At 70.5% G+C, this 22,469-nt stretch carries 20 protein-coding genes and 1 pseudogene; 18 read left to right on the top strand and 3 right to left on the bottom strand.

Annotation, left to right across the window (positions count from 1 at the left end):
* Position 1: 1 nt before the first annotated feature.
* Positions 2 to 979: a UDP-glucuronic acid decarboxylase family protein gene (locus ABZX90_RS19710; protein ID WP_355206422.1), complete on the top strand. Its 978-nt coding sequence runs from the start codon at positions 2 to 4 to the stop codon at positions 977 to 979.
* Between the two features lie 117 nt (positions 980 to 1,096).
* Here the strand turns inward: ABZX90_RS19710 and ABZX90_RS19705 are convergent, their stop codons facing one another.
* Positions 1,097 to 2,239: a glycoside hydrolase family 16 protein gene (locus ABZX90_RS19705; protein WP_355206419.1), complete on the bottom strand. Its 1,143-nt coding sequence runs from the start codon at positions 2,237 to 2,239 to the stop codon at positions 1,097 to 1,099.
* A 795-nt stretch (positions 2,240 to 3,034) separates the two neighbouring features.
* Between ABZX90_RS19705 and ABZX90_RS19700 the strand changes: the two are divergent.
* The 3 genes and pseudogenes from ABZX90_RS19700 to ABZX90_RS19690 all read left to right on the top strand — a co-directional run.
* Positions 3,035 to 3,268 (top strand): annotated as a pseudogene (locus ABZX90_RS19700) (hypothetical protein); the annotation flags it as partial.
* 576 nt (positions 3,269 to 3,844) lie between these two features.
* A complete protein-coding gene (locus tag ABZX90_RS19695) occupies positions 3,845 to 4,099 on the top strand; it encodes a hypothetical protein (protein ID WP_351127083.1) in 255 nt (84 codons plus the stop codon).
* A gap of 64 nt (positions 4,100 to 4,163) precedes the next feature.
* The gene (locus ABZX90_RS19690; protein ID WP_351127081.1) at positions 4,164 to 4,382 is read left to right on the top strand and encodes a hypothetical protein; all 219 of its coding nucleotides are present in this window, start codon (positions 4,164 to 4,166) and stop codon (positions 4,380 to 4,382) included.
* Positions 4,383 to 4,460: 78 nt separating this feature from the next.
* On the opposite strand, the gene ABZX90_RS19685 is transcribed toward ABZX90_RS19690, so the two are convergent.
* Positions 4,461 to 7,391 carry a hypothetical protein gene (locus ABZX90_RS19685; RefSeq protein ID WP_355206416.1) on the bottom strand — a complete coding sequence of 977 codons (2,931 nt, stop codon included), beginning with the start codon at positions 7,389 to 7,391 and terminating at the stop codon, positions 4,461 to 4,463.
* 250 nt (positions 7,392 to 7,641) lie between these two features.
* Between ABZX90_RS19685 and ABZX90_RS19680 the strand changes: the two genes are divergently transcribed.
* The 7 genes from ABZX90_RS19680 to ABZX90_RS19650 all read left to right on the top strand — a co-directional run bounded on the left by ABZX90_RS19680 (position 7,642) and on the right by ABZX90_RS19650 (position 14,928).
* Positions 7,642 to 8,724 (top strand): hydrogenase expression protein HypE, encoded by a 1,083-nt coding sequence (locus tag ABZX90_RS19680; protein ID WP_351127077.1) that lies wholly within the window; start codon positions 7,642 to 7,644, stop codon positions 8,722 to 8,724.
* Positions 8,725 to 8,778: 54 nt separating this feature from the next.
* Positions 8,779 to 10,560 carry a nickel-dependent hydrogenase large subunit gene (locus ABZX90_RS19675; RefSeq protein WP_351127075.1) on the top strand — a complete coding sequence of 594 codons (1,782 nt, stop codon included), beginning with the start codon at positions 8,779 to 8,781 and terminating at the stop codon, positions 10,558 to 10,560.
* A 62-nt stretch (positions 10,561 to 10,622) separates the two neighbouring features.
* Complete coding sequence (locus ABZX90_RS19670) at positions 10,623 to 11,552, top strand: NifU family protein (protein ID WP_355206412.1); 930 nt, start codon at positions 10,623 to 10,625, stop codon at positions 11,550 to 11,552.
* Positions 11,549 to 12,283, top strand: coding sequence for a DUF5947 family protein (locus tag ABZX90_RS19665; RefSeq protein WP_355206409.1), 735 nt, complete (start codon positions 11,549 to 11,551; stop codon positions 12,281 to 12,283). Before ABZX90_RS19670 ends, ABZX90_RS19665 begins: the two co-directional genes overlap by 4 nt.
* Positions 12,280 to 12,921: a DUF6084 family protein gene (locus ABZX90_RS19660; protein ID WP_351127070.1), complete on the top strand. Its 642-nt coding sequence runs from the start codon at positions 12,280 to 12,282 to the stop codon at positions 12,919 to 12,921. The genes ABZX90_RS19665 and ABZX90_RS19660 overlap by 4 nt, the downstream gene beginning before the upstream one ends.
* A gap of 1 nt (position 12,922) precedes the next feature.
* Positions 12,923 to 14,368 (top strand): hypothetical protein, encoded by a 1,446-nt coding sequence (locus tag ABZX90_RS19655; RefSeq protein WP_355206406.1) that lies wholly within the window; start codon positions 12,923 to 12,925, stop codon positions 14,366 to 14,368.
* Positions 14,365 to 14,928, top strand: a complete 564-nt coding sequence (locus ABZX90_RS19650) for a hydrogenase maturation protease (RefSeq protein ID WP_355206403.1) — start codon at positions 14,365 to 14,367, stop codon at positions 14,926 to 14,928. Before ABZX90_RS19655 ends, ABZX90_RS19650 begins: the two co-directional genes overlap by 4 nt.
* A 97-nt stretch (positions 14,929 to 15,025) precedes the next feature.
* Here ABZX90_RS19650 and ABZX90_RS19645 read toward each other — a convergent pair whose 3' ends face one another.
* Entirely contained in the window at positions 15,026 to 15,463 is a 438-nt protein-coding gene (locus ABZX90_RS19645) for a helix-turn-helix transcriptional regulator (protein ID WP_351127064.1), read from the bottom strand.
* 88 nt (positions 15,464 to 15,551) lie between these two features.
* Here ABZX90_RS19645 and ABZX90_RS19640 point away from each other — a divergent pair, with 88 nt between their 5' ends.
* The 7 genes from ABZX90_RS19640 to ABZX90_RS19610 all read left to right on the top strand — a co-directional run bounded on the left by ABZX90_RS19640 (position 15,552) and on the right by ABZX90_RS19610 (position 22,447).
* The gene (locus ABZX90_RS19640) at positions 15,552 to 15,989 is read left to right on the top strand and encodes a hydrogenase maturation nickel metallochaperone HypA (RefSeq protein ID WP_351127062.1); all 438 of its coding nucleotides are present in this window, start codon (positions 15,552 to 15,554) and stop codon (positions 15,987 to 15,989) included.
* Positions 15,973 to 16,836 carry a hydrogenase nickel incorporation protein HypB gene (gene hypB / locus ABZX90_RS19635; protein ID WP_355206399.1) on the top strand — a complete coding sequence of 288 codons (864 nt, stop codon included), beginning with the start codon at positions 15,973 to 15,975 and terminating at the stop codon, positions 16,834 to 16,836. The genes ABZX90_RS19640 and hypB overlap by 17 nt, the downstream gene beginning before the upstream one ends.
* On the top strand, positions 16,833 to 19,193 hold the full coding sequence (gene hypF / locus ABZX90_RS19630; protein WP_355206396.1) for a carbamoyltransferase HypF: 2,361 nt from the start codon (positions 16,833 to 16,835) through the stop codon (positions 19,191 to 19,193). Before hypB ends, hypF begins: the two co-directional genes overlap by 4 nt.
* Before the next feature lie 36 nt (positions 19,194 to 19,229).
* Complete coding sequence (locus tag ABZX90_RS19625; RefSeq protein WP_351127056.1) at positions 19,230 to 19,568, top strand: HypC/HybG/HupF family hydrogenase formation chaperone; 339 nt, start codon at positions 19,230 to 19,232, stop codon at positions 19,566 to 19,568.
* On the top strand, positions 19,565 to 20,683 hold the full coding sequence (gene hypD, locus ABZX90_RS19620; protein WP_351127054.1) for a hydrogenase formation protein HypD: 1,119 nt from the start codon (positions 19,565 to 19,567) through the stop codon (positions 20,681 to 20,683). Before ABZX90_RS19625 ends, hypD begins: the two co-directional genes overlap by 4 nt.
* Positions 20,676 to 21,746: a hydrogenase expression/formation protein HypE gene (hypE, locus tag ABZX90_RS19615; protein ID WP_351127052.1), complete on the top strand. Its 1,071-nt coding sequence runs from the start codon at positions 20,676 to 20,678 to the stop codon at positions 21,744 to 21,746. Before hypD ends, hypE begins: the two co-directional genes overlap by 8 nt.
* 344 nt (positions 21,747 to 22,090) lie before the next feature.
* Positions 22,091 to 22,447 (top strand): DUF779 domain-containing protein, encoded by a 357-nt coding sequence (locus ABZX90_RS19610; protein WP_351127050.1) that lies wholly within the window; start codon positions 22,091 to 22,093, stop codon positions 22,445 to 22,447.
* Positions 22,448 to 22,469 lie beyond the last annotated feature (22 nt).

The raw sequence follows: 22,469 nt of genomic DNA, 5'->3' as shown, positions 1-22,469 counted from the left end.
CATGCATGTGGTGGTGTCCGGTGGCAGCGGCTTTCTGGGGTCACATCTGTGCGACGAACTGCTCCGCAGGGGTGACAGTGTCTACTGCCTGGACAACTTCTCCTCGGGCCGAAAGGCCAACATCGCTCGTCTGCTGCGCCACCCGGGTTTCCACTGTGTCCCGTGCGACGTCACGGAGCGGTTCCGCGTCCCCGGGACGGTCGATGCCGTCGTGCACCTCGCGTCTCCCGCGTCCCCTGCCGACTACCATCACCATCCGCTCGAGACGCTGGCGGTCGGCAGCCGGGGAACGGAGAACATGCTGCGGCTGGCCGAGAGCCAGGAAGCGCGCTTCGTCCTGGCATCCACCAGCGAGGTCTACGGGGATCCCGCGGTGCATCCGCAGGACGAGGACTACTGGGGGCACGTCAATCCCATAGGCCCGCGCAGCGTCTATGACGAGGCCAAGCGTTTCGCGGAGGCTCTCTCCATGGCGTACCGGCGCAGCCAGGGGGTCGATGTCGGGATCGTCCGGATCTTCAATACGTACGGTCCTCACATGCGTCCGCATGACGGCCGCGTGATCTCCAGCTTCATCAGGCAGGCGCTCCAGGGGGAGCCGCTGACGATCTTCGGCGACGGTACCCAGACGCGGAGTTTCTGCTACGTCGACGACCTGGTCCGTGGCCTGGTGGCCATGCTCGACTCCGCCGAGCCGGGCCCGTTCAATCTGGGCAATCCGGAGGAGCGCACGGTGCGGGAACTGGCGGAGATGGTGACGGGGATCACCGGATCCAGCAGCGGGTTCCGCTGTCTTCCTTTGCCTGTCGACGACCCTGTCCGCCGACGCCCTGTCATCACCCGGGCCCGCGAGGGGCTCGGCTGGCAGCCGCGGGTGCCTCTGGAAGAGGGGCTGCGGCACACGGTCGACTGGTTCGCGGCGGAGGCGCGGACATTCGTGCGAACGCCGGAGCAGGCCGCCGTGGCCGGGCCGTCATGACGTATGACGACCCGCCTCGAACACCGCGCTGTCACATGGAGATCGGCGCTTCGGGGGGCCGATCTCCATGGGGCGCCGACCGCGTGAGGCGGCCGGCGCCCGGGCGCGTCGGTGGGGTCAGTGCTGCCAGACCCGCACGTAGTCGACCTTCATGTCGGCGGGGACCACGTTGGTTCCGCTGTGATCGGGGTTGATGGCGTTGTTGAGGATCAGATACATCGGGGCAGAGGTGATCCCGGAGGTGATCTGACCGACCTGCTTGCCGTCGTAGTAGTACGTGACGGATCCCTGCTTCCATTCGGCGCCGAAAGTGTGCCAGCCGCCGGAGTAGGTGCCGGAGGCGCAACCTCCCGGACCGCCTGCCGTGGAATGGAAGTGATAGCAGGCGGAGCCGCCCAGGCCTTCGAGGACGTCCAGCTCGCCGTCCGTCGGCCAGTTCTGCCCGTCCAACCAGAAGGAGGGCCAGTTGGCCATCTGCGTCCCGGACGAGGGTGTGTAGATGCGGGACTCGAAAGCGCCGTAAGTGAACTGGGCCTTTCCGTTGCTGGTCACCAGGCCGGAAACGTTGGGATACGTCTTGCCGCCGACGGTGGTCGGCTGCTGGATCAGGTTGAGGTGGAGGGATCCGTCGCTGACAGAGACCTGCGACGGGGAATAGGCGGACGCTTCAGCGGAGTTCGGCGGCTTGGTGACACACCCGGAACAACCGAACCAGTTCGAGTTCCACTTGGAACCGTCAAGACCGGTGCCGTTGAATTCGTCGCTGAACACCTGGCGCCATGTGCCGGCGATGCCGACAGGCGCGGCGGCGGTCGACGGCGCAGAGGGCGTTGTGCTGGAGGTCGCCGTCGGTGTCGGCGTGGGGGATGCGGTTTGCGTGGGGGTGCCCGCGGGCGTTGAAGCCGTCGGCGTCGGTGTTGCCGGCGACGTCGGCGTCGGTGTCGCCGTCGGCGTCGGTGTGGTGCTGGTTCCGGAGGTGAAGGATTTCACCGGAGCGAGACTGCGCCAGCTGTCGTGAACCTTGTATGCGACGAAGTACGTATAGGTGCCCGCCGGGAATGCACGGGAGCCCGAGGTGTATTTGGTGGCCTGGGTTCCAAGGGTTGCCGCCGTGGCTCCGGGATAGTCGTAGTTACCACCGTTGGCGGATCGCACGGCGACAGTCAGCGCCTGCAGTTTGACTGTTCTGGTGCTGTGGACCGTGGCAGTGGCTTTGAGTTGTCCGTTCGGGGCCGCCGACACGGACAGGGAATCGACCACGACGTTAGTGGTGGCGGCTTCCGCCTGGTCCGTTTGCGTAAGGACGCCTCCGGCGAGTGCGGTAGTGGCGAGCGCAAGCGCTCCCAGCTTTGTTCGCGCAGCGCGAGGACGGCGGTGACGCTGAATATCAGTTGTGCGATTCATTGGCATGTACGCGTGACCTTTCGCCCCCCAGGCGACAGTTGAGCCATGATCAACGGGTGAGCAATGGCGGACTGAACGGTCCTGGACTCTGCGCGAGGCGAACTCAATCCGCAAGTGCCTGGTCAATGTCGAAACATGCCTATGACCCCGGGAAATTCTTGCCGTGCAGCCGAGTTGGCCAAGTCGAGCCGGACCCAGTGATGTCCGACACGTCATGGATAATTCGGGCATACGTGTCGAATTGCGTGGTGCTGGCGGGCCTGACGTTCAGTGAGCCCTTTCAGAGCTGTCGCTCCAGGACGGAGGCCGCTGCGGCGCTCGACGAGATTCGATGACACTCATGATCTACGCCCCCTGCAGGGCGCCGGCAATGACCGCAGGGCGCCACAGGGCCGCCGCGGCATCGGCGCGCCCCGAGCCCACCACCGCATCGCGGTGAACCCCTGGACCGTGATCGCCTTCTGCACCACGCCTGTGAACGCGGCCTACCCCTCCGCCACGCCGCCTTGTAGCCTCTGATCATCTTGTTCTCGGAAGACGACGGTTCGGACACGCCATCGTCTGTCTCCCACGGTGGGGCGAATGTCTACCAGCGATTCCGGCACACGCGACCTACCGGCGATCGCATCACCCGTCTAGGTCGGACGCGAGGGTGAACTCGCCGTCTTGCGAGGGGCGTTGTCCGACCCGCCCGTGGTCGTGCTGATCGAGGGCGAGGCCGGGATCGGCAAGAGCCGACTGGTCCAGGAGCTGCTCGCGGGGCATGCCCCGACCCGGCAGCGGGTGCTGCCGGCGGCTTGTCCGGCTGTTCAACAGCCCTTCACGCTCGGGCCGGTGGTGGACGCGATCCGACGGCGACCGAGGACATCGCCGGGCTCGGCCTGAGCGGGCTGGCGGGGGCCCTCCGGCCGCTGTTCCCCGAGTGGGCATCGGCGTTGCCGCCCACACCCGACCCGGCCGAAGACGCGGCAGCGGCACGACACCGACTGTCCGGGCCATCGAGGAGGTCCTCGAACGGCTCGGGATCGGGGTGCTCGCGGTTGAGGACGTGCACTGGGCGGATGAGGCAACCCTGGAGTTTCTGCTGTTCCTGGCATCGCGTCCGCGACAACAGGTCAGTCTGCTCGTGAGCTATCGCCCGGAGGAGGTCGCGCCGAACTCCCTGCTGCTGCGGTTGTCGTCGCGGCAACCGGCGGGCGCGGCTGCGGCTGTCGTTGGAGCCGTTGGATGTCCCCGGTCCTGCCGCGATGATGACCTCGATGCTGGGTGGGGAACGGGTTTCCGACGCGTGCGCGACCATCCTGCACGACCGGACCGACGGGCTTCCGCTCGCGGTCGAGGAGTCCGTCAGGCTGATCTGGAACCGCGCTGACCGCCGATCTGCCGCCCGCCGACGTGGTGCGGCTGACCGGCAAGGTTCCGTTCTCTCTGCTCAGCGGGCACGAACGCTACCGCGAACTGATGGACGCTCTCCGCCTCGTGCTGGACACCGGGGAGCCGACGCCGAGTGATGCGGCGGAGATTCGCTTCCATGTCGCCCGGCTGCTGCAGCAGATGGAGGCGTTCGAGCAGTCCCGGATCGAGATGGAACGAGCGCTGCCCGACCTCGGGCACAACCCGGCCAAGGCAGCCCGCGCCATGGTGCTTCTCGGCGTGCCGTACGGGACGACGACACCGGCGGCCGAACACCTCGGGAGGCGCCGCGACTCTCGCTGACCACGCTGCCGGTCAGCCCCGATCCGGCGACCTACCGTGTCACCCTCGACACTTCACGTCCGGCGTGGTTCCCGCTGTCCACGCGGACCAGCACCGCCTGGACCTTCAGGTCCGCGCGGCCGGCGAGCGACCAGGAGAACCTCGCTCTGCTCTGGCCGGAGACAGCTACACGGTGACCCTGCGCAACCCGGAATCGGGCTACGTATCGCTGCGCGTCAAGGCATGGGACGCCAACGGCAGCCGGATCGAACAGACCCTGATCAGTGCCTGCGCCGTACGCTGACCCGCACGGCAGACCCTGACGTGTTCGACCGCACCCCTGGCACGAGGCTTGTCCTCGTGCCAGGGGTGCCCCCGCCGGTCAGGCCAGGGTGCTGTCGGCTCCTCCGGCTGTGCCGGGGGTGTCGGTCTCAGGGCGTACGGGCATCAGGTCACGGGGGACTTCCAGAGGTTGGGTCAGTGCCGTGAGTCCGGCCTCCGCCAGCGGGTTCCCGGGCTTCTCCGCGTCCTGGCCGGTTGCCCCAGCGGGTCTCCAGTGGACGAGCAGACCGCCGTCGGCCGCCGTACACCTCATCGACGGGACCACCTCCGTCAGCAAGGACACCAGGGCGTCACAGGTGGCGGGGAGGTCGACCCCGTCGATTCCCATCAGCAGATACGGCCGCCCTCCGTCCAAGGACAGATCCACGGCGACGGCCCGGTCCACGGACCGTGCCGCCCGCGCCGTCCAGTCCAGCACCGCTCGCAGCGCGGCGGCTTCGCCGCCGTCGAGCAGGGCGGCGCCCTGGGGCCCGGCCTCGTCCTGCATCCGGACCCGGCGCGCTTCGGCGGGCTCGGTCCACCATGACCCGAGCACTCCGCGCAGGGTGGACCCCGGGTCGGTGGTCGAGGCCGCGGCGCGGAGGGCCGCCCGGGCAGCGTGCGCGAGCGCCGGCGTGGCGCATCCGACCGAGGCTTCACGCAGCGCGTTGCGGAGCGGGGAGTCGGCGCCGTACCGGACCAGCCCGAGACACCCGGTGTAGAAGCGGAGCAGTCCGTCGGAGGCCCCCGCGGGCAGGGCGCCCGTGAGGTCGGTCGTCCGGGCGGCCCAGTCGCGGAACGCGGCGTCGTCACCGGTTGCCAGCAGGTCGAGGCCCAGCTCGCCGCCCTGGACACAGCGCTGTTGTTGCTTCCCGGACAGGGACGGTGCCTGGATGAGTTGTTGCCGCAGCAGGAACCCCAGTAGCTCTCGCTCCTGAGGTGACCATGCGGGGCGGGAGCCCTCCGCATGCGCGTGCAGCAGCTCCAGAACCTCGTGGGCGGCCTGGTGCTTCGCCTGGGTCTTCCCGCCTCGAAGAGCCTGTCCGGACCAGCGGACCGCCCTGTCCGAGCCGGTGAAGGTCAGTTCACAGAGGCGCTCTTGTCCATGGTCCGGCCCCCGGACGAAGAAGTCGGATTCCATGGTGATGCCGAAGCGGCTGCACAGCCTCTCCAGCTGGGTCGAGGGATCAAACCCGTAGTCCATGCCGACGAGCCATTCGTGCAGCACGCGTGGACGCCGTACGAGCAGCCGGGTGCCCCGGTGCCGCCACGCGACCGCCAGGACCGCCTGCGCCGCTCCGTCACTCGGATCGCTGAGCGGGTTCTTGCGCTCGCCCGCGCCGATGAGCATGCCGGGAACCAGGTGCAGGACCGCTCCGAGCCGCCGGCACTCGGTATTGGCGACCGAGCTGATCCTCGCCTCCTCGGCTGTCGGACGCAGCCCTCGCCCGGCCGCTTCCAAGGCCCTGTCGTACGCCATGAGCGCGCGGGCCACGTGCGAACCGTGGTGCGCCAGCAGCGTGTTGCTGCGCTGCCGGGATGAAGCCGAGGCCCGTGGATTCTCGTATGTCCAGGAGCGGTGTATGAGTGCCTGGGACAGCCACGGATCCGCGGCCCGGGTCAGTTCGAACGCCGCCCGCAGATCGTCGACGGCCTGGGCGTGACCGGGCTCGTCGCCCGAGTACCGGAGGGGAGGTGGGACCCGGCCGTGCGGGACGGCGGCCGTCGTGGGCGTCTGCTTCATCGCCTCCGGCAGATGGATCCGCAGGAACTCCCGGGACGCGGCCTGGCGAGCTGCCTTCTTCGACGCGCCCGTCGCCACCGCGCTCCGACCGTCGGGGGTCCGTACGGTGCCCGAGAAGGAGAGCGAGTGCTGAGGTCCTGAGGCCGTGAACTCCCACTCCGTTTCCCGGGCGCGGGGCTGCTGTTGCAGGAGGGTGTACCAGTCCTGGTGGCCAGGCGGGTCGGACGCGTCGGCGTCACCGCTCCCCGCCGACCGGACGTGCTCTTCCACGAGCGTGAGCAGCGGTTTCTGCGCTCCGGTCAGGACGAGGGCCCCGATGAGCTGAAGTGCCACCATCTCGAAGACACCGGCCGTGTCCGTGAGCTGCTCACCCCGTCCACGCCGTACGAATCCGGTGCGGGCCGCCCACCGGCCGAGGCTCGCGAGGGTGCTCGGCCCGGTCCGGGCGAGCCGGGCCGACTGCTCCCCCTCGTCGGCGATCGTGGGATCGGCGACGAAGGTGTCCAGGACGAGCAGGTCGAGCCAGGTCGCTCCCAGGGAGCCGAGCATGGGGAGCAGATGGGGCCCCACCAGGCTCACGGGACCGGTGGTCCGCTCGTACACGAAGCTGGTGTGCAGCGTGGCGATACGGATCCACCGAGCGCGCACAGGGTCGTCCGCCGGCGAGCAGCCGGCCGTCTCCAACCAGTCCGTGAGCGCCGCGGGCAGCTCGATGGCGTCGAAGGCCTCCCCCGGATCAGCGAGGGGCGGCCGGACGATGTCGAGGGCATCCAGCTCGCGGTCGGCCGTGCGGGTCGTGGCGAGGTGGGACGTGTGCGTGCGCGCGACCTTGCGCGGCAGCGGCGACCGTGAGGCAGGCGACGGGATCGGGGAGGAATCGGGCTGCCGGCGTGACGCGGGCCGAGCCGGGGCGGTGGACCGCCGACCGGTGCGACGGCGGTCGAGTTCCTCGCCCAGATCGTGCTGCAGCCACCAGGGGAGTTCACGCCACGCGTCGGTGTGGTCGGCGAAGAACCTGGCCGCCGTGAACGCCGCGGCGGAGCGGCCCAGTGCGTCCGCGGAGGCGTACCGGCGGCCGATGGCACGCAATGCCTCGCGTACATCCGCGTACCGCACCTCGCGTCCGCCGCTCAGTACGTAGCTCCGTATGCGATGCGCCGTGGCGATGGCGGCGGCCATGCGGTGCAGCGGCATGGCCACGGCACTCGGCGCGTCGCGCAGTGCGACGATTCCGACCCACTGGTTCATCGGCAACCCCGTCCACGCCCTGTGTGCGGTATCGCGCACACCCCCTTGTGCCATCCGATCGAGGCCCAGGGTCAGGGTCTACCGTGCGACCGACGCCCTGGCAAGATCCTTTCCCGTCGCGGGCCCGCGGTGACAGTGCGCGCGGGCGATAGGGCCCGTTCGCACTTACCGCCGGTGCTCCTGGGCGGTCACCATGGGAAAGGCTGTTTGCACAGTTATGACCTGAATGAGCTGATTCCCAGGAGGGCTCATGGACGCCCCGACCGCGACGACGGCCGACCCCGCCGCGCAGGACGACGCGCAGGAGGACCCGACCGTCCACATTCTCTGGATCAACGCGGGGCTGAGCTGCGACGGGGACTCGGTGTCGCTGACCGCCGCGACCCAGCCGAGCATCGAGGAGCTGGCACTCGGTGCCCTGCCAGGACTGCCCAAGGTGGCGGTCCACTGGCCCCTGATCGACTTCGAGTGCGGGCCCGTGCAGGGCGCGGACAATTTCGTCGAATGGTTCTTCAAGGCCGACCGGGGCGAGCTGGAGCCCTTCGTGCTGGTCGTCGAGGGGTCCATTCCGAACGAGCGGGTCAAGCCGGAGGGCTACTGGTGCGGCTTCGGGGACGATCCGGAGACGGGTCAGCCGATCACCACCAGTGAGTGGCTGGACCGGCTCACCCCCAAGGCGCTCGCCGTCGTCGCGATCGGCACCTGTGCGACGTACGGCGGTATCCACGCGATGGCCGGCAACCCGACGGGCGCGATGGGGGTGCCCGACTACCTGGGCTGGGAGTGGAAGTCCAAGGCGGGCATCCCGATCGTCTGCATCCCGGGCTGTCCCGTGCACCCGGACAACGCCTCCGAGACCCTGCTCTACCTGCTGTACCAGGCGGCGGGCGCGGCGCCCATGATCCCGCTGGACGAGGAACTGCGGCCGACCTGGCTGTTCGGCGCCACGGTGCACGAGGGCTGTGACCGTGCCGGCTACTACGAGCAGGGGCAGTTCGCGACCGAGTACGGATCGCCGGAGTGTCTGGTCAAGCTCGGCTGCTGGGGCCCGGTGGTCAAGTGCAACGTGCCCAAGCGCGGCTGGATCAACGGCGTGGGCGGCTGCCCGAACGTCGGCGGCATCTGCATCGCCTGCACCATGCCGGGCTTCCCCGACAAGTTCATGCCGTTCATGGACGAGCCGCCGGGCGGCCATGTGTCCGCGACGGCGAGCGGCATCTACGGCTCGGTCATACGGCGGCTGCGGAACATCACCGCGAAGACCGTCGACAAGGAACCGAAGTGGCGCGGCAAGGGCGAGGAGCTCACGACCGGCTACAAGGCCCCGTGGTGACCACGGTTACCCACCCGCTGAGCAGGACACTCGACAGGAAGGTGGCGCGGCACCATGGCGACGGCGACGAACAAGCCGGCCGGTGACGGCCTCACGGAGATGTCGTGGGACCCGATCACCCGCATCGTGGGCAGTCTCGGCATCCACACCAAGATCGACTTCAAGGCGAAGCGGGTCGCGGAGTGCTACAGCACCTCGTCCGTCTTCCGCGGGTACAGCGTGTTCATGCGCGGCAAGGACCCGCGTGACGCGCACTTCATCACCAGCCGGATCTGCGGCATCTGCGGCGACAACCACGCCACCTGCTCGGTCTACGCCCAGAACATGGCGTACGGCGTGGCACCCCCGCACCTCGGCGAGTGGATCATCAACCTCGGCGAGGCCGCGGAGTACATGTTCGACCACAACATCTTCCAGGAGAACCTGGTCGGCGTGGACTACTGCGAGCGGATGGTCCGGGAGACCAACCCCGGCGTGCTCGAACTCGCCGAGCGCACCGAGGCCCCGCACGCGGCCGACCACGGCTACCGCACCATCGCCGACATCATGCGCTCGCTCAACCCGCTGGAGGGCGAGTTCTACCGTGAGGCGCTCCAAGTGAGCCGCTACACACGGGAGATGTTCTGTCTGATGGAGGGCCGCCATGTGCACCCCTCCACGCTCTACCCGGGCGGCGTCGGCACGGTCGCGACCATCCAGCTCTTCACCGACTACCTGACCCGGCTCACCCGCTACGTGGAGTTCATGAAGCGGGTCGTCCCGCTCCACGACGACCTCTTCGACTTCTTCTACGAGGCACTGCCCGGGTACGAGGAAGTGGGCAGGCGCCGGGTGCTGCTGGGGTGCTGGGGCGCGCTGAACGACCCGGAGTACTGCGACTTCCAGTACGCCAACATGGAGAACTGGGGCCGGCGGATGTTCGTCACCCCGGGTGTCATCGTGGACGGCAAGCTGATCACCAACAGCCTCGTCGACATCAACCTGGGCATCCGCATCCTGCTCGGCAGCTCGTACTACGAGGACTGGTCGGGCATGGAGAAGTTCGTCGAGCGGGACCCGCTCGGCAACCCCGTCGACGAGCGGCACCCGTGGAACCAGCACACCATCCCGGCCCCGCAGAAGCGGGACTTCGAGGACAAGTACAGCTGGGTCATGTCGCCGCGCTGGTTCGACGGCACCGACCATCTGGCCCTGGACACCGGCGGCGGCCCGATCGCCCGCCTGTGGTCCACGGCGCTGTCCGGACTCGTCGACATCGGCTACATCAAGGCCACGGGGCACAGTGTGCAGATCAACCTGCCGCGCACGATGACCAAGCCGGAGATGGCGCTGGAGTGGAAGATCCCGCAGTGGAGCAACGCCCTCGAACGCAACCGGGCCCGCACCTACTTCCAGGCTTACGCCGCCGCGGCCGCCCTCCACTTCGCCGAGCGGGCGATGGAGGAGGTGCGCGCCGGACGCACCCAGACCTGGGAGAAGTTCGACGTGCCGGACGAGTCGATCGGCTGCGGCTTCACCGAGGCGGTCCGGGGCGTGCTGTCCCACCACATGGTGATCAGGGACGGCAAGATCGCCAACTACCACCCGTATCCGCCGACGCCCTGGAACGGCAGCGTGCGCGACAGCTACGGCACACCGGGCCCGTACGAGGACGCGGTGCAGAACACCCCCATCTTCGAGGAGAACCCGCCCGAGAACTTCAAGGGCATCGACATCATGCGGGCCGTCCGCAGCTTCGACCCGTGCCTGCCGTGCGGGGTGCACATGTACGTCGGCGGCGGGAAGACCGTCCAGCAGACGCACATGCCGACGGGGCTGAGCGGACTGGCGGTCTGACCTCGCCGGGATCGATCTGACCTTGCCCAGGATCTGACCTTCCTCAGAAGAGGGGTTTGCCGATGGCCGGACAGGAGACGGGTGAGCGGATAGGCGCGCTGCTCGACGAGCTGGCGCAGCAGGCGGGACCGGAGGCGCGCGACACCGCGGACGAACTCGTGCGCTGCCTCATGGAGTTCTACGGCGAGGGCCTGGCCCGGACCGTACGCCTGCTGCGCTCCGCGCCGGACGGCACGGATCCGCTCGCCGTCCTCACCGCCGACGAACTCGTCAGCGATCTGCTGATCCTGCACGATCTGCATCCCGAGGACACCGCGACCCGGGTGGGCCGGGCCCTCGACAAGGTCCGTCCCTACCTCGGCTCGCACGCGGGCGACGTCGAGGTGGCCGGGCTCGACATGGAGGCGGCCGACGGCCCGACACTGCGGCTCAGGCTGCGCGGCAGCTGCGACGGCTGTCCCTCCTCCACCCAGACCGTGCGCTGGACGATCGAGGAGGCGGTCGCCCGGATCGCCCCCGAGGTCGCGCACATCGAGGTCGAGGGAATGGCCGAGGAGAACCCGCAGCCGGCCCTGCTCCAGATCCTGCCGCACCGCCCCGACGACGCTCCGGGCGAAGCGGCCGTGCCGGCCGTGCCGCCCGCGTCCGAGCGGCCGGGCGACCCGGCGCGCTGGTACACGCTCGGCCCCCGCGCGCTGCCCCTGGGCGACCGGGCCACCGGCGTCACCGAGGTCGCCGGCCGCACCCTGCTGATCGTGCGCCTGCCGGGACAGCTGTACGCGTACCGCGACCGCTGCCCGGTCTGCGGATCGAGCCTCGCTCCCGCGGTCCTGGACGGCGAACTGCTGCGGTGCGCGGGCTGCGCCGCCGCGTTCGACGTGCACCGGGCGGGCCGGGGCGAGAGGGCCCACCTGGAGCCCGTACCGCTGCTGGAGGAGGACGGATCGGTGCGGGTGGCGCTGCCCGGCGAGCTGCTGGGGGCGGGGCCATGACCACCGACGTCCTCAAGCAGTTCACCCGGCGGCCGCCTCCCGCGGGCGAACGTTGCGACCTGTGCGGGGAGCCGCTGCCCGCCGAGCACCGGCATCTCGTCGACACCGTCCGGCGGTCCCTGAAATGCGCCTGCCCGCCCTGCCATCTGCTCTTCACCCGGCCGGGTGCCGGACAGGGCCGCTTCCGGGCGGTCCCGGGCCGGTATCTCACCGATCCGGGGTTCGACCTGGACGAGGCGGACTGGAACCGGCTGCAGATCCCCGTCGCTCTCGCGTTCTTCTTCCGTAACTCCGACCTCGACCGGCTCGCGGCCTTCTACCCGAGCCCGGCGGGCGCCACCGAAAGCGAACTCGATCCGCAGACCTGGGACGCGGTCCTCGGACGCAGTCGGCTCGCGGAGCTGCTGGAACCCGATGTGGAGGCGCTGCTGCTGCACCGCGGACGGGGCGACTCGGTCACCTGCACGCTCGTCCCGGTCGACGTCTGCTACGAGTTGGTCGGCCGGATGCGGCTGCACTGGAAGGGCTTCGACGGCGGTGCCGAGGCACGCGCGGACATCGCGGAGTTCTTCGAGCGGATCACGGCGGCCGCCCGGCCGCTGGAGGCGGAACCCGGGCCCACCGTCGCAGCGGCACGGCCCGGGTCCTCCCCCGCATCGGCGGAATCCCGTCTCCCCGCCGCTCCGGCGGAATCCGCGGGCCCGGACACGCACTCCGGGGGCGCCCCGTGACCGATCTCCAGTTCAGCTGCACCGGTGTGCGTCCCGAGCCGTACGGAGCCGGGCCCACGCTGTTGTTCGGGCTGCGCATCGAGGAGGCCGATCACCAGCCGGTGCACGCCGTCGCGCTGCGCTGCCAGATCCGTATCGAGCCCGCCGGTCGAACGTACGAGCCGGAGGAGGTCGGCATGCTGGGTGACCTGTTCGGCGAGCCGAGCCGCTGGAGCAGCACGCTCAAGCCGCTCCAGTTCGCCCACGCCTCCGTCACGGTCCCGGGGTTCACCGGTTCGACGGAGGTCGATCTCCCGGTCCCCTGCACGTACGACACGGAGGTCGCGTCCGCGTCGTACTTCCGGGCGCTGTCCCGCGGTGAGGTGCCGCTGCTCCTGCTCTTCTCCGGCACGGTGTTCACCGGCCGGGACGGTTTCCGGGCCGAGCCGGTGCCCTGGCACAAGGAGACGTCGTACCGGATGCCGGTGGACGTGTGGCGGAACATGATCGAGCAGTACTTCCCCAACTCGGGCTGGCTGCGCGTGCGGCTGGACGTGCTGGACGCGCTGCGCCGCTACCGCTCCTCCCGCGCCCTGCCGTCCTGGGAGCGGGTGTTCGAGGAACTCCTCGCCACCGCAGACGCGAAGGGGGCCGACTGACATGAGCAATCCCCTGGAGAACGGCTTCGCGCAGGCGCGCACGGTGGCGGACGCCGTCCTGTTCGAGGGATACGTCCTCTACCCCTACCGCGCGTCGGCCGCGAAGAACCAACTGCGCTGGCAGTTCGGCGTCCTGGTGCCGCCCGCCTGGACCGCGACGACCGGAGAGCACGCCGTCCAGCGCACCGAATGTCTGCTGGAGCCCCGCAACGGCGACCGGCTCCACGCCGAACTGCGCTTCCTGCACGTACGACGTCGCACGGTCGAACGGCTCGACGCCGACGGCGGCTACACCGAGGTTCCCGAACTCGACCTTCCCGACCGGGTGTTGGTGCCGTGGGACGAGGGCCACGAGGAACGCGTCCTGATCCACGAGTCGCTCGCCGAACTGATGGGCGATCAGGCGGCGGTCCACGCCGTACGGTTCGACCTTCCGGCGGCCGTCGAGTACGAACCGGTGACCGACGCCGAGGGCCGGACGCTCGGTCGCCTCGTGCGGCACAGGCAGCGGCTGACGGGTGAACTGCGGCCAAGTATCGAGGAGTTGCCGGGTCCCTACCGGGTGCTGCGGCTCACGGTGAGCGTGCACAACACCACCGTCGCCCCGGAGAGCGCCGGTACCGACCGGGAGACCGCGCTCGCCCACAGCCTGATCGGCACCCATCTGCTGCTCGGCGTGCCCGGGGGACGGTTCCTGTCGCTGACCGACCCGCCCGAGTGGGCCCGGCCGGCCGCCGCGAGCTGTCAGAACGACCACACCTGGCCCGTGCTCGCGGGACCGCCCGGCACGGACGACGTCATCCTGTCCTCGCCGATCATCCTGGAGGACCATCCCGCCGTCGCCGAGGAGAGCCCGGGGCCCCTCTACGACGCCACCGAGATCGACGAGATCCTCTCGCTGCGCACGGCCGCGCTCACCGAGCGGGAGAAGCGGGAGGCCCGCGGCACGGACGCCCGCGCCGCCGACGTCATCGAACTGGTCGACGACATGCCGGAAGCGGTCCGCGAACGGCTGCACGGGGCGATCCGGGGGCTGCGCGAGATCACCGGCGACGACCTTCGGGTCGAGGACCTTCCGGGTGAGGCGCTGCCCCCTGCTCCCGCTACCGGGCTGAGCCTGCCCGAGGGCCCCGGGCACCCCTGGTGGGACCCTGCGCAGGACGCCGGGGCCACCGAGGTGCCGGCCGTCGTCGTCATCGACGGTGAGACCGTACGGGCCGGCAGCAGGGTTCGGCTCACCCCCGGCGCCCGCCGCTCCGACGCCCAGGACGCCTTCCTCTTCGGCCGGCACGCCACGGTCGAGGCCGTGGTCGGCGACCTCGACGGCGAGACACACCTCGCCGTCGTCGTGGACGACGATCCCGGGACCGACGTACGCCGTGCCCAGGGGCGCTTCCTCTACTTCAAGCCCGACGAGGTGGCCCCGCTGAGGGAGGAGGCGACATGACGACCGGAGCTGATCGCACCGATGGGTCCGGTACGGCCGAGCGGGAGGAAGCACGCCGTGTCCTGGTCGCCGGAGTCGGCAACGTGTTCCTCCAGGACGACGGGTTCGGGGTGGAGACCGTACGGCGGCTCGTCGCCCGCACGCCCGAACTGCCGCCCGGCGTCGAGCTGATGGACGCCGGCATCCGCGGAGTGCACCTCGCCTACCGGCTGCTGGAGGGCTATCAGACCCTCGTGCTGGTGGACACCGTCAGCCGCGAGGGCCCGCCGGGGACGCTCTACACGATCGACGTCGGCCCCGAACCCCCCACGGCACGGCCCGAACCGGGCCCGCTGGACACACACGCCATGGACCCCGCCACCGTGCTGGCCCTGCTGCACGATCTGCACGCCGGCGCGGGCGGCACCCTCCCCGAGGAGGTGTACGTCATCGGCTGCGAACCCCGTGACACGAGCGAGGGCATGGGCCTGACGCCCACGGTGGCCGAGGCCGTGGAGGCGGCCGCCGACCTGGTGCTCGACCTGGTACGCCGAGCTCCCTCTGTACCCCAGAGGGGCTGACCACGATGGAGGCAAGGATGGAATGGCAATGGGTGGGCCTGGCCGCGGGCCTGGTGGTGGCCTACGGAGTCGCCAGGAACCTGTCGGACATCCGCCGCTACTTGCGCATGCGGCGGATGTGATCAGGCGTCCGCGCATGATCCGGTGCACGCGCGCCGGCGCCCGGGCCCTCGCCCCCGCGCCCCGCGCGGCCACCGACGTCCTCGAGCTGCACATACCGTTCGAGGAAGAGATGCAGGGTGCTGTGGAGTTCGCCCAGACGCACGAACCACAGAGCGAGGTTCATGGCGCCCTGCTGGGTGATCGCGTAGACGCGGCGCGCGGGACCGCTCTCCGAGGCGTGCCAGTGCGAGGTGACCTCACCGCTGCTCTCCATGCCCCGCAGCAGCCGGTACACATGCGCCTGATCGGCGTCGGCGCAGCCGAAGGCGCCCAGGCGCTGCACCAGCTCATAGCCGTGCCCTTGGCGTTCGGCGAGCAGCAGGAGCAGCACCGGGGTGAGCAGTGCGCGTCGCTCGACCTCGTGCCCAGTCATCGTCTTCTCAGAGTAACCAGCCATGCGCGAGGCACACACCCGAGCGCCGTACGGCCCGACGATGGCTCGGCCGCGGGAGGTGAGGGCCGTGCATGAGCTGTCCATCGCGGTGGCGGTCGTCGAACAGGTCGAGGAGGCCGTGCGGGAACAGGGCCGCGGGGTCGCCTCGCTGACCCTGCGGATCGGCGAACTCGCGGGGGTGGTGCCCGAGGCGCTGGACTTCTCGTTCGGCCTGGCGACGGAGGGCACCGCGCTGGCGGGGGCACATCTGGTGATCGAGACTGTCGAAGCACGGGCGCACTGCGACGGCTGCGGCCGCGAGGCCCCGACCGGGATGCCTCCGGTGCTGTGGTGCGCCGTGTGCGGGGCCACGCTGACCCTGCTCCGCGGCCGGGAGCTGGAGATCGTCAGGGTGACGCTGGCCGACGGGCCCCCGGACGGGAAGGGCGCGGACGACGGGCCGAGGGCCACGCCGGCCGGGCTGCCGACACACGACGAGGAGGCGAGCCATGTGCCGCACCGTTGACCTGCATCAGGCCGTGCTCGCCAAGAACGACGAGAACGCGCTGGCCCTGCGGGGCTATCTGGGTGACCGCGGCGCGGTGGCGGTGAATCTGCTGTCCAGCCCGGGCAGCGGAAAGACGGCCCTGCTCGAACAACTCCTCGCGCGCGCCGTAGCGGGCGGGACCCCGGCCGCCGCCGTCACCGCCGACCTGGCGACCGAGAACGACGCGACACGGCTGGCCCGCTCCGGCGCACCGGTGCAACAGATCCTCACCGACGGTCTCTGCCATCTGGAGGCGGGCATGCTCCAGCGGCGGCTCGAAGGCTGGCTGCCCGAGGGCACCCGGCTCCTGTTCGTCGAGAACGTCGGCAACCTCGTCTGCCCCGCCTCCTACGACCTCGGAGAGACCCTGCGCATCGCGCTCGCGTCGGTGACCGAGGGCGAGGACAAGCCGGTCAAGTATCCGGCGGCCTTCGGTCTCGCCCATCTGGTCGTGATCACCAAGACGGACATCGCGGACGCCGTCGGCTTCGACCGGGACGCCTTCCTGCGGGGTGTTCAGCAGGTCAATCCCGGTGTGCCGGTCCTGGAGACCTCGGCCCGCACCGGCCAGGGGGTCGACGCGCTGCTGGCCCACGTGCTGCGCTGCGCGGCCGGCGACGAGACGCACGTGCCCGTGCTGGCGCGGCAGCACGAGCGGTACCTGCACAGCCACGAGAACGGCACCGGCCACCCGCACGCGGACCGGCACCCGCACGACGACGGGCAGCCCAACGGCGACGGCCACCCGCACGCCGACGGGCACCCGCACGAGCGGGAAACCGGGGCCGGCCGGAGCCCGGCGCGGGCGCAGGGGCACGGGCGGTGAAACGGACCCCGGGGCGCGAGCGCAGACACATCACCGTCACGGGCGTCGTCCAGGGAGTGGGCTTCCGGCCCTTCGTGTACACGCTCGCTGAGGAACTCGGGCTGACCGGCTGGGTCACCAACAACGCGCGGGGCGTCGAGGCCGAGGTGGAGGGCCCGGCCGCCGACGTGGCCGCGTTCTGCGCCCGGATCGGGACACGGCCCCCGCCGCTCGCGGTCGTCGAGTCGGTCGAGCACCGTGCCGTGCCCCCGGAGAACGACGGCTCGGTGTTCACCATCCGGCCCTCCTCCGGCGGACCGGGCCGCACGCTGGTCTCCCCGGACACCGCCACCTGCGACGCCTGCCTGAGCGAGCTGGCGGACCCCGCGGACCGGCGATACCGGCACCCGTTCATCACCTGCACGCACTGCGGCCCGCGGTTCACCATCGTGACCTCGTTGCCGTACGACCGTGACCGCACCACCATGGCGGGCTTCCCCATGTGCGCGGACTGCGCCCGGGAGTACACCGACCCCGCCGACCGGCGCTTCCACGCCCAGCCCATCGCCTGCCCCGCCTGCGGTCCCCGGCTCACACTGCGCACCGGGCCCGATGATCCCGGCGAGCTGCGCGACGGGCAGGCGCTCGCCGAGGCCCGTCGGCTGCTGGCCGAGGGTGCCGTGGTGGCGGTCAAGGGGATCGGCGGCTACCACCTGGCGTGCGACGCGGGCGATCCCGCGGCCGTCCGCACCCTGCGCAAACGCAAGAACCGGGGCGGCAAACCCTTCGCGGTGCTGGCCGGCTCCCTGGAGACCGTACGGCGACTGGCCCACGTCGGCCCGGTGGAGCGGGAGTTGCTGCTCGGGCCGCGCAAACCGGTGGTCCTGCTGCGGCGGCGGGCGGGGGCGGGCGACGAGATCGCGGCGGGGGTCGCGCCCGGCAGCCCCGACCTCGGCTTCATGCTCCCGTACACCCCGGTGCACAGGCTGCTTCTGGGGCTGCCCGGTGATCCGCCGGGCCCGGCCGTCCTCGTCATGACCAGCGGAAACCGCTCGGGCGAGCCCATCGTCACCGACGACGCCGAGGCGCTGACCCGGCTGGCGGGGCTGGCCGATGCCTGGCTCGCCCACGACCGGCCCATCCATGTGCCCTGCGACGACTCGGTGGTACGGGTCTGCGCGGGGGCCGAGCTTCCGGTGCGCCGTTCGCGCGGCTACGCCCCCTTCCCGATCGCGCTGCCGGTACCGGTGGTGCCGGCGCTGGCCGTCGGCGGCGATCTGAAGAACACCTTCTGCACCGGGGACGGCCGGTACGCCTGGTTGTCCGCGCACGTCGGGGACATGGACGACCTGGCCACCCTGACCGCCTTCGAGCGGGCCACCGGCCATCTGACGGACCTCACCGCCGTCGCGCCGCGCCTGCTGATCGCCGACCGGCATCCCGGCTATCGCGCCACCCAGTGGGCGCGGCGCGCCGCCGAGGCCCGCGGTCTGCCGCTGCGCCAGGTGCAGCACCACCACGCCCATGTCGCCTCAGCCATGGCCGAGCACGGTCTCGACGGTTCGGCCCCGGTGATCGGGGTCGCCTTCGACGGGACCGGTTACGGCGACGACGGTGCCGTGTGGGGCGGTGAGGTGCTGCTCGCCGACTACGACGGATACCGGCGGTTCGCCCATCTGGGCTATGCGCCGCTGCCGGGCGGCGACGCGGCCGTACGCAATCCGTACCGGATGGCGATGTCCCATCTGCGGGCGGCGGGACTGCCCTGGCGGGACGAGCTGCCGTGCGTCGCGGCCGCCACACCGGAGGAACGGCGGCTACTCGAACGGCAGTTGGAGCGGGGACTCAACTGCGTGCCCACGTCCAGCATGGGACGCCTTTTCGACGCGGTGTCCTCCCTCGCGGGGGTCTGCCACCGGGTGGAGTACGAGGCGCAGGCGGCGATGGAGCTGGAGACCGCGGCACTGGCGGACCTGACGGGGCCCCTCGCCGACGACGAGCGGAACGACGCGTACCGGTTCATGCTGAGAGCGGTCCGTCAGGACCCCGAGACGCCGCTGATCGCCGATCCGGCGCCGGTCCTGGCCGCCGCCGTCGCGGACGTCCGGGCCGGCGTCACAGCCGGTGCGGTGGCCCGTCGGTTCCATCGGGCCGTGGTCGACCTGGTCCAGGAGGTGTGCACGGTGGCACGAGCCCGGACCGGCATCCGCACGGTCGCCCTCAGCGGCGGGGTGTTCTGCAACGCCCTGCTCACCGAGGGCTGCGGCGCCGTCCTGGAACGGGACGGCTTCACCGTACTGAGGCACCACCGGGTTCCCCCCAATGACGGCGGTCTGGCCCTCGGGCAGCTGATCGTCGCCGCCCGGGCGCTGGACTAGCGCGCCGGGAGCGCAGGAACGAGTCAGGAGCGAGTCATGTGTCTGGCCGTACCCGGCCGAGTGCTGGAGATCGAGGAACGCGACGCGACGCGGATGGCCAAGGTGGACTTCGGCGGTGTCGTCAAGAACGTGTGTCTGGAGTACGTGCCGGACATGAAGGTCGGTGACTACGCCATCGTCCATGTGGGATTCGCGTTGCAGCGGCTGGACGAGGAGTCGGCGAAGCAGACCCTGGAGCTCTTCGAGAACCTCGGAGTGCTGGAGGAGGAGTTCGGCGACGCCTGGGGCAAGGCCGCCCGGGACGCGGGTGCCGAGCGCCCCGCCGGAACCGGACGCCCGCCCGTGGACGGCTTCGAGAAGGAGGCCCGGTCATGAAGTACCTGGACGAGTTCAGCGACCCCGTCCTTGCCAAGCGGCTCTTCGACGACATCAGGGCGACCACCACCCGGCCCTGGTCGATCATGGAGGTGTGCGGCGGTCAGACGCACTCGATCATCCGCCACGGCATCGACCAGCTCCTGCCCGAGGAGATCCAGCTGATCCACGGGCCGGGCTGTCCGGTCTGTGTGACCCCGCTGGAGATCATCGACAAGGCACTGGAGATCGCCTCCCGCCCGGACGTGATCTTCTGCTCCTTCGGCGACATGCTGCGCGTGCCCGGCAGCGGACGCGACCTGTTCAAGGTCAAGAGCGAGGGCGCGGACGTACGCGTCGTGTACTCGCCGCTGGACGCGCTGAAGATCGCGCAGGAGAACCCCGACCGGCAGGTCGTCTTCTTCGGCATCGGCTTCGAGACCACGGCGCCGCCCAACGCGATGACCGTCTATCAGGCCAAGAAGCTGGACATCCCCAACTTCAGCCTGCTGGTCTCGCACGTCAAGGTGCCCCCGGCCATCGACGCGATCATGAACTCGCCGGACTGCCGGGTGCAGGCGTTCCTCGCCGCCGGGCACGTCTGCACGGTGATGGGCATGGGCGAGTATCCCGAACTCGCCGAGCGGCACCGGGTGCCGATCGTGGTGACCGGTTTCGAGCCCCTCGACATCCTGGAGGGCATCCGCCGCGCGGTACGGCAGCTGGAGGCGGGGCAGCACACCGTGGAGAACGCCTATCCGCGGGCCGTGCAGCCCGAGGGAAGTCCGGCGGCCCGGGCCATGCTGTCCGATGTCTTCGAGGTGACCGACCGGGCCTGGCGCGGGATCGGCATGATTCCGCAGAGCGGCTGGCGGCTGTCGCCCAAGTACCGCGAGTACGACGCCGAGCACCGCTTCGCGGTGACCGGCATCGACACCCAGGAGTCGACCGTCTGCCGCAGCGGCGAGGTGCTCCAGGGGCTCATCAAGCCGCACGAGTGCGCCGCGTTCGGCAAGGAGTGCACCCCGCGCAATCCGTTGGGCGCGACCATGGTCTCCAGCGAGGGAGCGTGCGCCGCCTACTACCTCTACCGGCGGCTGGATACCCCGGACAAGGAGGCGAGCTCCGTTGGCTGACACCGCTTCGGCTCCCGTCGACTTCTCCTCCTGGACCTGCCCCGCGCCGCTGCGCGACCACGACAGGATCGTGATGGGGCACGGCGGTGGCGGCACGCTCTCCGCCGAACTGGTGGAGCATCTGTTCGCTCCCGCCTTCGGCAACGACGTGCTCGCCGAGCTCGGCGACTCCGCGCATCTGCTGCTGGGCGGCGCCCGGCTCGCCTTCTCCACCGACTCCTTCGTCGTCCGCCCGCTGTTCTTTCCCGGCGGCAGCATCGGGGACCTCGCCGTCAACGGCACGGTCAACGACCTGGCCATGGCGGGGGCCGTACCGGCCTACCTCTCCTGCGGGTTCATCCTCGAGGAGGGCGTCGAGCTCTCCGTCGTGGGGCGCGTGGCAGAGGCGCTGGGCGAGGCGGCCCGGACCGCCGGGGTGGTCGTCGCGACCGGCGACACCAAGGTCGTCGACGCCGGCCACGGCGACGGCATCTTCATCAACACCGCCGGGATCGGCCTGATCCCGGACGGCGTCGACATCCGCCCGCAGCGCGCGGCACCCGGTGACGTGGTGCTGGTCAGCGGGCCGATCGGCGTGCACGGGGTGGCGATCATGAGCGTGCGGGAGGGGCTGGAGTTCGGCATCGAGATCCAGAGCGACACCGCGTCGCTCGCCGGACTGGTCGCGGACATGCTGGCCGTCTGCCCGGACCTGCATGTGCTGCGCGATCCGACCCGTGGCGGTCTGGCCACCTCGCTGAACGAGATCGCCACGGCCGCGCGAGTCGGCATCACGCTCGACGAGCGGTCCCTGCCCATCCCGGAAACGGTCGCCAACGCCTGCGCCTTCCTCGGCCTCGACCCGCTGTACGTGGCCAACGAGGGCAAGCTGGTGGCGTTCGTGGCGGCGGAGCACGCCGACGCCGTGCTCGCGGCGATGCGCGCCCACCCGCTGGGCAAGGAGTCCGTGGCGATCGGCCGGTGCGTCCCCGACCACCCCGGCATGGTGGTCGCGGCCACCGGTCTGGGCGGCACCCGCGTGGTGGACATGCCGCTCGGAGAGCAACTGCCGCGCATCTGCTGACCCACCGCGTCCGCGCCCACGGCTGACACCTCGTCGGCCGGCACGAGCGCTCCCGAGGCCGGTCCTCGGTGACGACCCGCATCACGCGGGCGTCACCGGGGGCCGGTCTCTTGTGCGTCCGGGGCGTGCAACCCTCTCGCAACGTCCGGGATGGTCGGCTAATCCGCGACACGGGTGAGACCCGAGGGGAAGAGCCGGTGACTCCTCCCCCTCGTAAACGAGGGGGCTTCTCACTCGACTCCAAGGAGTCTCATGACGGCCAAGCCCTGACCGCTGCCGAAGGCAGATGTAAAGCGTACTGCGCCGCCCGGCCTGAAGACCCGGATCCCCACACAAGGAGAGAGATGGACGTCGTCCCGCGCGTGGAACTGACCCCCGCGGCCGCCGAGCTGCTGCGGCGACTGCGCACCCAGCACGGACCGCTGATGTTCCACCAGTCGGGCGGCTGCTGCGACGGCAGCGCGCCCATGTGCTACCCGGAGGGCGAGTTCCGCACCGGCGGCTCCGACGTCCTGCTGGCCGAACTGGAGGTCGAGGGCGTCGACGAGCCGATCACCTTCTGGATCTCGAAGAGCCAGTACGAACTGTGGAACCACACGCGCCTGATCGTGGACGTCGTGCCGGGCCGGGGCAGCGGCTTCTCCCTCGAAGCACCCGAAGGAGTGCGTTTTCTGATCCGTTCCCGCGTCGTCGGCGCCTAGCCACCGGACCGGGCACCCACCT

Source organism: Streptomyces sp. NPDC002935, from assembly GCF_040611295.1.
In the GTDB taxonomy this organism is placed as follows: Bacteria; Actinomycetota; Actinomycetes; order Streptomycetales; family Streptomycetaceae; genus Streptomyces.
This window is presented reverse-complemented; position numbering and strand designations above follow the sequence as displayed.

Excerpts from the sequence above, each read along its gene's own strand:
- ABZX90_RS19665 (WP_355206409.1), top strand. The coding sequence starts at position 11,549 with ATGACCACCGACGTCCTCAAGCAGTTCACCCGGCGGCCGCCTCCCGCG.
- ABZX90_RS19645 (WP_351127064.1), bottom strand. The coding sequence starts at position 15,463 with ATGACTGGGCACGAGGTCGAGCGACGCGCACTGCTCACCCCGGTGCTG.
- hypB (WP_355206399.1), top strand. The coding sequence starts at position 15,973 with ATGTGCCGCACCGTTGACCTGCATCAGGCCGTGCTCGCCAAGAACGAC.
- ABZX90_RS19650 (WP_355206403.1), top strand. The coding sequence starts at position 14,365 with ATGACGACCGGAGCTGATCGCACCGATGGGTCCGGTACGGCCGAGCGG.
- ABZX90_RS19625 (WP_351127056.1), top strand. The coding sequence starts at position 19,230 with ATGTGTCTGGCCGTACCCGGCCGAGTGCTGGAGATCGAGGAACGCGAC.
- ABZX90_RS19680 (WP_351127077.1), top strand. The coding sequence starts at position 7,642 with ATGGACGCCCCGACCGCGACGACGGCCGACCCCGCCGCGCAGGACGAC.
- ABZX90_RS19610 (WP_351127050.1), top strand. The coding sequence starts at position 22,091 with ATGGACGTCGTCCCGCGCGTGGAACTGACCCCCGCGGCCGCCGAGCTG.
- ABZX90_RS19710 (WP_355206422.1), top strand. The coding sequence starts at position 2 with ATGCATGTGGTGGTGTCCGGTGGCAGCGGCTTTCTGGGGTCACATCTG.
- ABZX90_RS19695 (WP_351127083.1), top strand. The coding sequence starts at position 3,845 with ATGGACGCTCTCCGCCTCGTGCTGGACACCGGGGAGCCGACGCCGAGT.
- ABZX90_RS19675 (WP_351127075.1), top strand. The coding sequence starts at position 8,779 with ATGGCGACGGCGACGAACAAGCCGGCCGGTGACGGCCTCACGGAGATG.
- ABZX90_RS19685 (WP_355206416.1), bottom strand. The coding sequence starts at position 7,391 with ATGAACCAGTGGGTCGGAATCGTCGCACTGCGCGACGCGCCGAGTGCC.
- hypD (WP_351127054.1), top strand. The coding sequence starts at position 19,565 with ATGAAGTACCTGGACGAGTTCAGCGACCCCGTCCTTGCCAAGCGGCTC.
- ABZX90_RS19670 (WP_355206412.1), top strand. The coding sequence starts at position 10,623 with ATGGCCGGACAGGAGACGGGTGAGCGGATAGGCGCGCTGCTCGACGAG.
- ABZX90_RS19655 (WP_355206406.1), top strand. The coding sequence starts at position 12,923 with ATGAGCAATCCCCTGGAGAACGGCTTCGCGCAGGCGCGCACGGTGGCG.